Annotated in this window: 13 protein-coding genes; 11 read left to right on the forward strand and 2 right to left on the reverse strand. The window is 39.3% G+C overall.

The window, feature by feature from the left end; genetic code table 11:
• Positions 1-14 precede the first annotated feature (14 nt).
• From DSM106972_RS19115 to DSM106972_RS19125, 3 genes are all read left to right on the forward strand, one after another.
• Positions 15-248, forward strand: a complete 234-nt coding sequence (locus tag DSM106972_RS19115; RefSeq protein ID WP_127082187.1) for a hypothetical protein — start codon at positions 15-17, stop codon at positions 246-248.
• Positions 249-494: 246 nt separating this feature from the next.
• A complete protein-coding gene (locus DSM106972_RS19120; protein ID WP_127082188.1) occupies positions 495-1,514 on the forward strand; it encodes a ParM/StbA family protein in 1,020 nt (339 codons plus the stop codon).
• On the forward strand, positions 1,511-1,801 hold the full coding sequence (locus tag DSM106972_RS19125; protein WP_127082189.1) for a hypothetical protein: 291 nt from the start codon (positions 1,511-1,513) through the stop codon (positions 1,799-1,801). Before DSM106972_RS19120 ends, DSM106972_RS19125 begins: the two co-directional genes overlap by 4 nt.
• Before the next feature lie 103 nt (positions 1,802-1,904).
• Here the strand turns inward: DSM106972_RS19125 and DSM106972_RS19130 are convergent, their stop codons facing one another.
• A complete protein-coding gene (locus tag DSM106972_RS19130; RefSeq protein WP_127082190.1) occupies positions 1,905-2,642 on the reverse strand; it encodes a phosphoadenylyl-sulfate reductase in 738 nt (245 codons plus the stop codon).
• Positions 2,643-2,787: 145 nt separating this feature from the next.
• Here DSM106972_RS19130 and DSM106972_RS19135 point away from each other — a divergent pair, with 145 nt between their 5' ends.
• The 8 genes from DSM106972_RS19135 to DSM106972_RS19170 all read left to right on the forward strand — a co-directional run bounded on the left by DSM106972_RS19135 (position 2,788) and on the right by DSM106972_RS19170 (position 10,891).
• On the forward strand, positions 2,788-3,246 hold the full coding sequence (locus DSM106972_RS19135) for a DUF2656 domain-containing protein (protein WP_233787708.1): 459 nt from the start codon (positions 2,788-2,790) through the stop codon (positions 3,244-3,246).
• A 34-nt stretch (positions 3,247-3,280) separates the two neighbouring features.
• A complete protein-coding gene (metK, locus tag DSM106972_RS19140) occupies positions 3,281-4,471 on the forward strand; it encodes a methionine adenosyltransferase (RefSeq protein WP_127082191.1) in 1,191 nt (396 codons plus the stop codon).
• Between the two features lie 113 nt (positions 4,472-4,584).
• Positions 4,585-4,773 carry a DUF5132 domain-containing protein gene (locus tag DSM106972_RS19145; protein WP_127082192.1) on the forward strand — a complete coding sequence of 63 codons (189 nt, stop codon included), beginning with the start codon at positions 4,585-4,587 and terminating at the stop codon, positions 4,771-4,773.
• Positions 4,774-4,971: 198 nt separating this feature from the next.
• Positions 4,972-6,948, forward strand: a complete 1,977-nt coding sequence (locus DSM106972_RS19150; protein WP_127082193.1) for a cation-translocating P-type ATPase — start codon at positions 4,972-4,974, stop codon at positions 6,946-6,948.
• Between the two features lie 395 nt (positions 6,949-7,343).
• Positions 7,344-7,871, forward strand: coding sequence for a hypothetical protein (locus tag DSM106972_RS19155; protein WP_127082194.1), 528 nt, complete (start codon positions 7,344-7,346; stop codon positions 7,869-7,871).
• Between the two features lie 101 nt (positions 7,872-7,972).
• Entirely contained in the window at positions 7,973-8,776 is an 804-nt protein-coding gene (locus DSM106972_RS19160; protein ID WP_127082238.1) for an RnfABCDGE type electron transport complex subunit D, read from the forward strand.
• Positions 8,777-8,866: 90 nt separating this feature from the next.
• Positions 8,867-10,141 carry a DUF2330 domain-containing protein gene (locus DSM106972_RS19165; protein ID WP_127082195.1) on the forward strand — a complete coding sequence of 425 codons (1,275 nt, stop codon included), beginning with the start codon at positions 8,867-8,869 and terminating at the stop codon, positions 10,139-10,141.
• A 114-nt stretch (positions 10,142-10,255) separates the two neighbouring features.
• Positions 10,256-10,891 (forward strand): sigma-70 family RNA polymerase sigma factor, encoded by a 636-nt coding sequence (locus tag DSM106972_RS19170; protein ID WP_127082239.1) that lies wholly within the window; start codon positions 10,256-10,258, stop codon positions 10,889-10,891.
• Between the two features lie 869 nt (positions 10,892-11,760).
• Here DSM106972_RS19170 and DSM106972_RS19175 read toward each other — a convergent pair.
• Positions 11,761-13,080, reverse strand: coding sequence for a dihydroorotase (locus tag DSM106972_RS19175; protein ID WP_127082196.1), 1,320 nt, complete (start codon positions 13,078-13,080; stop codon positions 11,761-11,763).
• Positions 13,081-13,226 lie beyond the last annotated feature (146 nt).

The raw sequence follows: 13,226 nt of genomic DNA on the forward strand, positions 1-13,226 counted from the left end.
TATTACAACAAGTTATGTTAGAGTCAAATCAACTTGTCTTTAAAGCCAGCGTTACACAACTTAAAAAAATACATCATTGGCGCCAACAATTACAAGAACGAATTGCCAAACAACTAGAAACAGAAAAATTAAGCAAATTTGCTACTAAAGCAATTAACTCAAGTTTAGTACGTGGTGAACCTTCTGCTTATTATGGAGCAATTGGTGGCGCCTACGATAGATCACGAGGGCTGGTAAGTTTTAAATAAAACATACTCTTATGAAGGCTCCGTAATTATAACTATTACTTAGTGTGTGTCAGATAACAAGAAATAGTAAAACCGCTCTGCTATGCTATAAAACGGCTCTGGTAAAGAACCAATAATTTAGTTTGGTATCAACTCTATAACAAATTGCTCCCTTAATTTATCGGTCGTTGGAAAAAATTGACCCCGAAGTTCAGGGTAAATTGTTGTGGAAATTAACTATCGCGCGCAGGTGCTACCAAAAAACCTATGTCTAATTTGTATAAACATTCACAATTAATTCATCTACAGACCGAGCAACAAACCCAAAAATCTGGAGTGCAGGTAGCTGTTGATGTTGGAAATAGATTAATCAAATATTGTACAGGAGAAGGAATAGTAAAAGTTTTTTCATCGTGGCACAAAGATTTAGAACAATGGGATACACCCAAACCAGATGAAAACTCAGCTATTATCACTTACTTACGAGGAGATAATTCTGCTTTAGTAGATAATAGTTGGGCAGTGGGAACGGTGGCTCAAGATTTAGGAGGAATGCCGACTTACGAATCAGAAAAGGCATTTTTGGCGCCGAAGTTGGTTTTAGCAATGATTGACCCGCAACCAGGTGTTAGTCATTTAACCGTAAACCGTCTTGTTTGTTCTCTGCCTAACGATTTGCAAGCAGATAAAGTTGAGGTTTTGATTCAAGGATTAATTGGGAATCACCATATTATTCGTAATAATCAATCGCTGAATATAGAAGTTCGGGAGGTGGAAGTTCAGCCTGAAACTTTGGGAGCATATAAATACGCTTTGGCAAATAGATTATTTAATTATGCCAGGGTTAACGGCATTTTAGATTTAGGTGGCAAAACTGGAATTGGACAACTCTATACAAAAAACGGTACTTTGATTCGAGAATCTAGAGTCATAGTTGAGGGAACCTATAGACTCGCGCAAATGATAGCAAGACATCCGGCATTAATTGCTCAAGATATGACTCCCAGTCTCAGTTTAATTATGGATGGTATTGCTGATGGTTCTCTTATTTATGGCACCACAGGAATTAGTTTTGCCGACAGATTCCCTACATATGTTTCTCAATGGCTGTCTGGCATTCGCAACAAGCTTAAAATTAGTTGGGCATCTTGGCTACCAGAGTTGGGAGAGGTGTTGATAATAGGTGGTTCTGCTCATTTGGCAACAAGTTTACAAGAGCAAACCGAAGGAAGATTCAAAATTGCCGACCAACCTGATATTAGCGGTGTATTGGGTATGTTGTTATGAGCAAGAGAAAAAAGCAAGTTACCATCCGAGGTGAGAGCGTAGATATAGTTGAGCGACTCTCTGTAATTACAGGTCTTACCCATCGCCACGTAGTAGAGCTGTTGTTGAGAAAATATGGCAAAGAATTAGAGTTATGGGTGGGTGTTCCTCTACTTTCTTCTGTCTCTATAGAAGAAATTCGAGAACCAACCCCCGCTTTACTACCTGCTCCTACTCAGCATTATCCTGAACCAACTATTAGCTTACCCAAAGACCCAGGCAAAGGGTTAAAGCCTATTCAACTTTAACCCGACAATTTATGTAGAAGACGTTACATGTAACGTCTCTACATTATCGGCGCCTAATTGCACGAATTAACCATCCGTTACATCCGTTGTATCCGTTGCAAATTTATGCATTTTTGACGTTGGCAGAGTGTAGTCCGCATTCTTTTTGAGTCGCTTCTTCCCACCACCAGCGACCTTCTCGTTCGTGTTGGTTTGGTAATACTGCTCTTGTGCAGGGTTCACAACCAATACTAATAAACCCGCGTTCGTGGAGTTTATTATAAGGTACTCCTAGTGCGCGGATATATTCCCACACTTGTGCTGATGACCAGTTTGCTAGGGGGTTGAATTTAATTAGCTCGTGGTCTGGGGTTGAAAAGGCGCCATCATTTTCAATAACAGGTATACCATTGCGAGTACCAGGACTTTGGTCTTTACGCTGACCTGTTATCCATGCATCAAGGGTGTTGAGTTTACGACGTAGTGGTCTAACTTTACGTATCCCACAGCATTCTTTGTGACCGTCTTGGTAAAAGCTGAACATTCCCTTTTCTTCAACCATTGCTTGCACTTCGGCTGCATCTGGGAACATGACTTCTATCTTAATGCCGTAATGCTTCCTTACTTCGTCTAAAAATTGATATGTCTCTGAATGTAGACGTCCGGTATCTAAAGTAAATACACGGAAATCTTTAGTAATTTTTGACGCAATGTCTATTAATACCACATCCTCGGCGCCGCTGAAAGAAATCGCGATATTATCGAAACTTTCAAGGGCTAATTTAAGTATTTCCCGTGGTGATTTTTGACTGTACTCAGCTTCTAGTGCTGCAACATCAAATTTAGTCTGAGCGGCTACCATGCTTTAATTTTCCTCTCTCTCACCCTGATTTTACTAGAAGAGCGGCAACACTTGCTAATCGCATAAACCGAATCGTGATACAACGTGCTATGTAGCCGCGTAATGGTATTTTAGATATTGGTTGTTCAAGGTTAAGGGAAGGTTAATGGCTACTCAAGGACGAATGCTGCTCTCACACAACTTCGATATCTCTGATTCGGTTATTCCCCCATTGAGTCGCGATGAATTTGCACAGGTCTTTATTAATGGTTTAGGCGCCAACGCTCAATGTCGTTCGGTAAATAATCCTCATTGGATTGTTGAAGTTTTATTTGATACTGATAATTATTCCCCAGCACAAATGGGTGAGCTTTGCGCTCAAGCTTTGGTAAATTCACGTCGCAGTCAGGCAAAAGATGCTAAACTGCCCGACACTTTAATTTTAGGTGGTATAAAAACAACCCCTCCAACGAGCAGTTCGCCCGATTCATTGCAACCAGGACAATGGGGAGTGGATGTAGTGGAAACAAGTGACGCGGAAAGATTCCTACAAGGTATTGGCTGGGAAGCTACAATTGCAACAAAATCACCCGATAGTATATTTAAAGTCCAATTTAAAAATTAACCATCCGCTACATCCGTTATAATCCGTTGCCAAAATGAAACAAAACTTTATGTTTAGCTCCGAGTCCGTTACAGAAGGACACCCGGACAAGCTTTGTGACCAAATTAGTGATGCAATTGTTGATAAGTTTTTGCAAAAAGATCCTTATTCAAGAGTTGTTGCTGAGTGTGCTGTAGCTACGGCTATTGTGTTTATTGCTGCTCGATTTGAGTCGGATGCTGTTGTTGATTTTACTAAAATTGCTCGCCAAGTTATTAAACAAGTTGGTTACAATGACCCTGATTTTAATGCTAACACTTGTAGTATTATTACGAGTTTGAAGGAGTTACCTTATAGTGGCTATCGGTATTGGGACGCGCGACAATTATCTGATGAAGAGTTAGATTTAATACCTGTAAAAGATCAGGTTACGGTATTTGGATTTGCTTGTAATCAAACTCTAACTTTTATGCCTTTACCGATTTGGTTAGCGCATAATTTAGCACGTAGATTAACGGCAGTACGTCAAGAAAAGATATTACCCTATATTGCCCCTGATGGTAAAACTCAAGTGAGTGTTGAATACAGTAATCGCAAACCTCACCGCATCCACAGTATCTCAATTTTAGCTAGTCAAAATCAGCAAAATGCCTCAATCGTCGCACATCAGCAAGAAATTAAAGAAGCTATCATTGATTACGTTTTTAAAGACGAAGTTATCAAACCCGATAATAATACTCGTATTTTCATTGACTTTGACCAGTCTTTCGCTATTGGTGGACCATCAGTACATTCTGGTCTAACTGGTCGCAAAAATGCTATTGACACTTATGGTGAATATTCACGCCATAGCGGCGCCGCATTAAGTGGTAAAGACCCCACTCGTATTGATAGAGTGGGTGCATACGCTGCCCGTTACGCTGCAAAAAATATCGTTGCTGCTCAACTTGCTTCGGAGTGTGAGGTGCAAGTTACCTACTCAATGGGACTCGCACGTCCTGTTAGTATTCAAGTAGAAACTTTCGGAACAGGCGCTATCCCCGATGCTGATATTGCTGCTATTTTAGAAGAACACTTTGACTTCCGCTTGGGTGGCATTATTCGTAAATTTAATTTACGCGCACTACCTTCTATTACCGATGGCGGATTTTATCGTAAACTTGCTGCTTACGGTCACGTTGGTAGAGACGATTTAAAAAATTTACCTTGGGAAGAACTTGATATGGTTCCGCTTCTAAAAAGGTAAAGCTATAGCTCGCTTATGTTTTCACCATCTGCAGAAAAATTACATAATTAAAAATAAGTTTTTTCTCTTATTGGTGTTAAACTAAAATTTCACAGTTCAAGGGGGTAAAACTCATGGCAACACTTAAAATTATGCCTGACCTTGAAAATATCAACAAGGGTCTTAATGTTCCAGTAATTATTGTCTACGTGAAAAGTAAAGGATTGATTACTGGAGCTAGTGACGCTCTTGAGGATATTGTCGCAGAAGCTAGAGCCGAACTTTCTGAATCGAAGTCAAGCAGCGCGCGAAGTAGTAGATAAAGTCAAATCCCATAAATAGCACCATTTCATTAAAAAACTTCCAAAAATCTAATTCTCCATATTGTGGAATGGGCATCCTTGCCCGTTCTTAAAATAGTGGACATATTCATGATGCTATAAATCATGGGTTCATACTGACATGCCAAAAATAGTCATATTTGATACCGCTAATTATTTCACTTAAAGAGGGGGTGTGCTATGAGCAATTTGTGCGAATTGGATGTAACACAAATATTGCAAAAACTTCACAGTAATGCATTTGATGGATTAACAACTAGTGAAGCAAACTTGCGGCTCAAAAAATATGGAAACAATGAACAAGTTGAACAACTGCGTTCAATAAAGCAAATTTTTTGGGAGCAGATTAGCGCAACGTTAGTAATTGTACTTATTTTATCTGCTGTAATTACCCCGATTTTTGGAGATTATAAAGAAGCGGTAGGAATCATCGCGATGATTGTGCTGATTTGTTGCTTGGGATTTACTCAAGAGTATCGCGCACAAAAAGCAATTATAACTCTCAAAAAACTATCAGTTCCCGATGTTAAGGTACTTCGCGATGGTTATATTCAAAAAATCTCTGCCTTGCACTTGGTTCCAGGAGATATTATTTATCTTGAAACTGAGGATATTGTACCCGCTGACTGTCAAGTATTAGAGAGCCAAAATTTCAGAGTCGAAGAAAGTGCAGATGTTATCTATACAAGCTCGATTTATAAAAGTTCAGTAGTTATATGTGGACAAGCTAAAGCTATTGTCACCGAAACCGGAGTAAACACAAAATTTGGATGCATTACTAATCATACGACTGCAACTAGCCCTACTTCGCTTCAACTTCGTTTAGAAAAACTCGGACGAATATTAACTATAGTTGTTTTTTCGGTTGTGGGAATTATTCTCGCTTTCGGATTGCTGCGAGGTGAAGACCCAAAATTAATGTTTTTGACTGCAATCACTTTAGTTGTCGCTGCTTTACCTGAAGGTTTACCTGCTGCCATTGCAATTGCTCTTGCTCTCGGCGCCCGTTCTCTGCTCAAAAGACGTATCCTAGTTCGTAATCTCTCTTGTGTTGAAACACTTGGTTTTGTGACAATAATTGGTTCTGGTAAAACAGGAATGAACAACTCCGCACGTCCAGAAGTTCGGAGTGCTGTTGTAAATTGCAAGCGTGCGGGTATTCGTCCGATTATGATTACACCCGAACATCCCCTTAGAGCTATTCATATTGCAAAAGAAGTAAACATTAATACAAAAGCGCGCGTTGTTACTGGTAGCCAATTCAATGATTTATTAAAAAATAAATCAACATATAGACTAAAAAAGGTATCAGTTTATGCAAGTGTATCACCTACAGAAAAGCTAGCAATTGTTGAATCTTTAAAGCGGCGCCGACATGTTGTTGCTATAACAGGTAATGGAATTGATGATATTCCGACATTCCATACAGCAGATATTGGGATAGCGATGGGATTACGCGGTACTGATGTTGTTAAAGAAGCTGCTGATATCGTGTTATTAGATGATAATTTCGCCAGTATTGTAGCAGCAGTGAAGCAAGGACGAGTAATATACGATAATATTCGTAAGTTTATCAAGTACTTGTTAAGTAGCAATATTGGTGAACTTTTGGTAATGTTGATTGCTCCCTTTTTGGGAATGCCATTACCTTTACTACCAATGCAAATACTTTGGATTAACCTTGCTACCGATGGATTACCTGCCTTAGCTTTGAGTCTGGAACCACCCGAACGTAATATAATGAATCGTTCCCCATACCCACATGATGAAAATATTTTTAGTCGAGGTATGGGCAAAGATATTCTTTGGATAGGATTATTGTTGGGAACTGTATCTTTAGCCACTGGTTATATTTATTTTAAAAGTGGCGCCGCAAACTGGCAGACTATGTTACTTACAGTTCTCACTCTGTCTCAAATGGGGAATGCTTTAGCAACTCGTGCCGAACGTGAATCGCTGTTCAAAATTGGATTATTTTCAAACAAACCCCTATTAATGGCAGTTGCACTCACGCTGTTTATGCAGCTAGTAATAATTTACGTTCCCGAATTCGCGCGAATCTTCTCAACTACACCACTCTCAGCTACCGATTTAATCGTCTGCTTAGGCTTGAGCAGCATTGTTTTCTGGTCTACAGAACTAAAAAAATGCTTTTGATACACGTATTGATCAGTGAGGCGTAAATGCCTTCAAACACCTTTCATCCCTGCCCTGAAGGGTCAGGGTTTTCAGGGTGTTTTCTTATAAAACGAAATTGCAGAAAGGCGTGCTAGGACGATAAATCGCTCTCCGCTGCTTTTCTGCATTTGTGCGTAAGTAAATAAACCCATGAGTCTCATCATTATGGCACTATGTACAAGTGTTTTGATTTCGTTTCAAGCCAATTGTGCTGTGTACTTGCAGTTTACGCATAAAAAGAATGCGATAATCGCAATTGGATAAATATACTACCGTCGCAAAATCTAAATATTCTCAACGGTTAGTTGTTAATTGTTTCTCGTTAATGGTTAATTGTTATTTATCTGGCTGTTTATACTATTAATTTGTTACCGATGAAAATTTCGACCGATAACCGAGTTCCCTTTCCACGCCAAATTGTATATACTACCTACCGGGACAAAATAACCGAATTAGTTCGTTATGTGCCAGATATTCGCACTATTAACGTCAAGTCCCGACGTGAAGCAGACAACATTATATATATAGTCAATGAGTGGCATGGTGGTGGCGAAATTCCATTGGCAGCAAGAGCATTACTTAGCAATGATATGCTGTCTTGGCTTGAACACGATGTCTGGGATGAATCCAAATTTACACTAGACTGGCGCCTAGAAACGCGGGCTTTTACTGAAGCTGTTTCTTGTATAGGTAAAAATACTTTTATTGAAGATGGTGATGCAACTATTATTCAAAGTCGAGGCGAGCTGAAAATAGACCCGAATCAAATTCATGGGGCGCCTGCATTTCTTACAGGTCAAATAGCCCGTGTCGTTGAAGATTTTCTAGCTGCCAAAATAAAACCAAGCTTAGTCCAAATGAGCGACGGTGTGCGTAAGTACTTGGAAAGAGCAGGTAATTAAACAGCTAGTTGTAACAAAATCTGTAACGGATAAGTAATTTTGAATGCAAGCCATGTAGATTAAAACAACTACATGGCTTGTATATTGTGAAATGGCTAGCAATTTACTTTAAAGACCCTCGTGATTATCAAATTTTATTCCTGTGTTCATTTCTAATACTGGGAATAGGCGCCAGAGATTGGACGTTAAAACCTAAAGTTATTTGTGTAGCTATTGGCACGTGCTTAGTTACACAATTATTAATGTCTTTTTTTCTCAGTAAGGAATCACCCGTAGGAAAATCGCTAAAAAGTGCCTTAATTACTTCTTTAGGACTTAGTTTGCTGCTGCGTGTAGACCATTGGACAACAATGGCACTTGCAGCAACTTGTGCTATTGCAAGTAAATTTGTATTTAAAGTCGGTGAGAAACACTTTTTCAACCCGGCAAACTTTGGCATTATTACAGCTTTAGTGTTTACGAATGATGCTTGGGTATCACCTGGACAGTGGGGTGAAGATTGGTGGTATGCAATAATTTTTGCTGGATGTGGAGGTATGGTTCTTAAGCGTGTAGGTCGTTGGGATACTACTGCTGCATTTTTAGGCGCCTATAGTTTACTTGAAGCTGTTCGCAATTTTTGGCTTGAATGGACTTGGGATGTATTCTGGCATCGTTTAATGAGTGGGTCTTTATTATTGTTTGCTTTATTCATGGTGACAGACCCTCGCTCAATACCCAATACCCCCATCGGCAGAGTTACTTGGGCATTATGTATTGCCGCACTTACTTTTATTTTACGCAACTACTTTTATCTATCTACCGCTGTTTTTTGGGCATTATTTGCTCTTGCTCCCACCACAGTATGGTTTGATACTTTGTTTCAAGGACATTCTTTTAAGTGGAAAGTGCTGAGTGCTGAGTAAAAAGTTAGGAGGGGCGGGTTCACCTATATCCTGCGAAAGAATGGAAAATTTAGGTGAACCCGCCCGTACAGTAGTTAGGAGTTAGGAGTTATGAAATTAAAATTTTTGATGACGCTATTTGTTTTGTGTATTGCACTATTATGCTTTACACCTGCTGCCTGGGCTTTTTGTGGTTTTTACGTAGCTAAAGCTGATACCAAACTATATAACAAAGCATCACAGGTAGTCATTGCGCGAGACGATAAAAAAACTGTGTTAACGATGGCAAATGACTTTCAGGGTGAAGTCAAAGATTTTGCAATGGTTGTTCCTGTACCAACCGTGTTGCAAAAAGAACAGGTAATTGTTGGTAAGCCTAAGATTATAGAACGTTTGGATGCTTTTAGCGCTCCCCGTTTAGTTGAATATTTTGACCCTGACCCATGTGAGCAAACGTATTCTAGAGAAAGCGATGTACTAAGACCCTTACCAATGCCTTTACCACCATCTGCTCGCAGCGAGCGCGGTGGGGATTTAGGTGTGACGGTGGAAGCACGGTATAGTGTGGGTGAGTACGATATTCTCATTCTTGGCGCCAAAGAATCAGGAGGTTTACAAACTTGGCTCAACCGTAACGGCTATAAAATTCCACGAGAAGCTTCTTCATTACTCAAACCTTACATTCGCCAAAAAATGAAGTTCTTTGTCGCGAAGGTAAATCTTGATAAGTTTGAAGAAAGTGGTTATCAATATTTACGTCCCCTGCAAATATCTTACACTTCTCCCAAATTCATGCTGCCAATTCGTTTGGGGATGGTGAACGCTCTGAGTGAACAAGATTTGATAGTGTATGTACTTTCTCCACAAGGACAAGCTGAAGTTACTAACTATCGAACGGTCAAGGTTCCGAGTGATGTCAACATTCCAGTATTTGTGAAAGAAGAATTTGCAGACTTTTACAAATCGATGTTTCAAACCTCTTACACCAAAGAAGACCGTAAAGTCGCATTTCTTGAATATGCTTGGGACATGGCAAGCTGTGACCCATGCTCTGCTGAACCTTTGAGTAATTCTGAACTCAAAGACGCAGGTGTATTTTGGGGTGATAAAACTAATAACGTTTTCATTACCAGGTTGCATGTTCGCTACACACGCGATAAGTTTCCTGAAGACTTGATATTCCAAGAAACTTCAAATAAAGAAAATTTCCAAGGACGTTACATCCTTCAACATCCCTTTACGGGTGAAGCAAAATGTGCTGCGGGTCGAGAATATAAGCGTCGTTTAAACAAACGTTTTGAACTTGAAGCGCAAACTTTAGCGAAACTCACTAATTGGAATATTCGAGATATTCGTCAAAAAATCAAGCAAAAAAACCAATCTTAAGAAGTAAAGTCTTCCCCTTTTCTCATCAAACAGGTAATATCACCATCAAGGGTAATATTACTTATGCATACCATAAGCAATACTCAGATAGCATCGTTTGGCTTGAACTATTGCATGAGTGGATTGGAGGAACAATTACGTCGATTAGTTGAAGAAGCTTGTGGACATCCACCCGGAAGTCCACAAAGAGCTAGAGTTTTGACGCAAATTATTCGTTTAGTTACCGTCAGACTGTGGAGAGAAAATACTTCTTATTATCAAGACGCTTTACAGCAAACTTGGTTATATTTCTGCCGAAATATTTGCGACGGTTATGACCCTGACAGGGGAACGGTTGTAACGTGGCTGAATGCGTACTTAAAGCATAGGTTACAAGATTTGTACCTAAAAACACAAGAAGACAATATCAGAAAAGCATCTTTGGGCATACAGCAGTTAGCTTCGGGTGATAAGAGTGATATATATGACCCTGTTGACAATATTGCTGCACCTCCTGACGCTCCCCCTATTTTAGAAAATGTTCAGTTGTGGGCAGAAGCTGATATATCAGGAGACTTGCGTCAAACTTATATTCAAGGACGACCCGATGTAAATTGTCAGGTATTAATCTTGAAACGTTTACCACCAGAAGTTAGTTGGAAGGAATTAGCGAACGAATACGGATTAACAGTTTCGACTTTGAGCAGTTTTTACCAGCGTCAGTGTATACCTAGGTTACGTCAATTTGCAGAAAGCGAAGGCTATCTATGAGTTGGTGTCCATTATAGTGTCAATTCTGCCGCTACCTCTATCATCACTTAAAAACATTACTGCATCAACTCTACCGCTACCTCTTTCGCAGTCAAAAAATATCATCATTTTTCTTTCCTCGATTTTAATTAATAGTTTTACTTTGCAAATATTTCTTTCCCAGAATCAAATAGATACAGGCATTAAGAGAGTATGTAAACTGAATTCAGTTTCAAGTTTAAATACATCAAGTCCAATTACACCCTGCCTCTTGTGCAATCCGGATTTTTTTTGACTGTTTTTAAAAAAGTTTCCGAACTGGTAGAATGTAGTCCAGATAACCGTTAATATCAAAGGCGCCCAATTCAGCCAATATATATATTCATATTTCAAATAATCAAGTATCCATTTAACATTAAATATCTCCTTCATCCAAAACAATGAATAATTTAAAGATTGTTTGAAACTATTTATTATCATTGACTCCGATTAATGTTTGATAATGTTTTAACTTTTTCTCAGCTTTACATAGAGATTTTCCTTTCACCTGAGTATTTCTCCGTAAAGTAACAAAAAATAATTACTTAAATTTCTTTTCTTAAGTATCTATTCAATGCTGATTATTCTTCTTAATAAAAAAACATTTTTTAAGTATTTCTTACTTGTGTAAGTAGAATTATCAGTCAGTAAAAACCACAAATGGCACAAGTCAATATATTGATAATATTAAGAAAACGTTAAGTAAATATAAAAAAACTCGCTTCATCTGCGAGTTTTTAACTAAATTAGAAATTGATTATTATTATGAATTAAGAGAATTTACGCATAGTTTGGCACTTACGTAAAAAAAAACCGATTTCTCTTGAAGAAACCGGGTTTCTAGTTTCTAATTAGCCAAACTGCAAAGCTTGACCGCGCACGTAGGTACAAAGTTTACCTTGGTGATAAACGATTTGACCACCGACAATAGTCGTTTGTACCCATCCCGTCAAGTTCCACCCCTCAAAAGGACTCCATCCGCACTTTGTAAATAGTTCTTCGCGCAGCACGGGACGATATGTTTTCAAGTCAACAAGTATTAAGTCAGCATCATAGCCCACGGCAATTGCCCCTTTATTTGGTATTTTATAAGCCTTGGCTACAGCAGTAGACATCCAGTTGACGACTTGATGAACGCTACATTTACCCTGCATTGCTGCGGTTAGCATTAGTAAAAGCGAAGTCTCAACTCCAGGCATTCCAGAAGGACTATTAGGATACTGTTGAGCTTTTTCTTCCAAAGTATGAGGTGCGTGATCAGTAGCAATAAAATCAATAACACCATCGTGTAGCGCTTGCCATAGTACTTCACAGTCATGAGATGTACGTAGGGGAGGATTCATTTGCGCTAAGGTTCCAATTTTTGCATAAGCGCTTGTATCTAAAAGCAAATGCTGTGGTGTCACTTCTGCCGTAACCCAACTTGGTTTATCCTCACGTAACAACTCTGCTTCATCTGCTGTAGACATATGCAGAATATGTAACCGCCGCTGATATTTTTTAGATAGTTTTAATGCTAGTTTGGTTGCTAGAAGTGCAGCTTGGTTATCTTGAATTTGAGAATGAACTGCTGGGTCAGTTATACCTGCAAATTCTTGGCGCCGTTGGTTAATACGCTCTTGGTCTTCGGCATGAACCGCAATCAAGCGCGAACCCGAAGCAAATATTGTATCGAGTAAAGTTTCCTCCGAAACCAAAAGCTGACCGTGCATTGACCCCATAAAAATTTTGATTCCGCATGTGGGGTTACATGAAAGCAAATCAGGTAAATTTTCGGACGTTGCTCCAATAAAAAAGCCATAATTAACTAGGCACTTTTGTGACGCACGCTGTAACTTGTCGTCCAAGGTTTGCTGAGTAGTAGTTAGAGGTCGCGTATTCGGCATCTCTAAAAACGAAGTGACTCCGCCTTTGGCACAAGCACAACTTGCAGTAAACAGGTTCTCCTTATGTTCGAGTCCCGGTTCGCGAAAGTGTACCTGCGGGTCTATAACTCCAGGCAACAAAGTTAACCCTTCTGCGTCAATTTCCGTAGTCGCGCTCGTGGCTTCAATGTCGGGTCTTATTTCGACGATCATTCCGCCGCGCGTTAGTACATCCCCAACCATGTACGTACCATCAGGTAAAATGATGCTTGCACGGCGAATTAGTAAACTAATTGGAGATGACATAGAGGTAAATGCACTCACACAAAAGTTCCCTTGCAAATAACGATTATATTTTTAAGGTTAAACTTGGTTGTCTCAATCGCAATCACTTTTTGACCATCTGACAAAAAAGTTCATTTTTTCTTTACCCTATAAGGGTAGGTCAAAAT

Source organism: Dulcicalothrix desertica PCC 7102 (assembly GCF_003991905.1).
In the GTDB taxonomy this organism is placed as follows: domain Bacteria; phylum Cyanobacteriota; class Cyanobacteriia; order Cyanobacteriales; family Nostocaceae; genus Dulcicalothrix; species Dulcicalothrix desertica.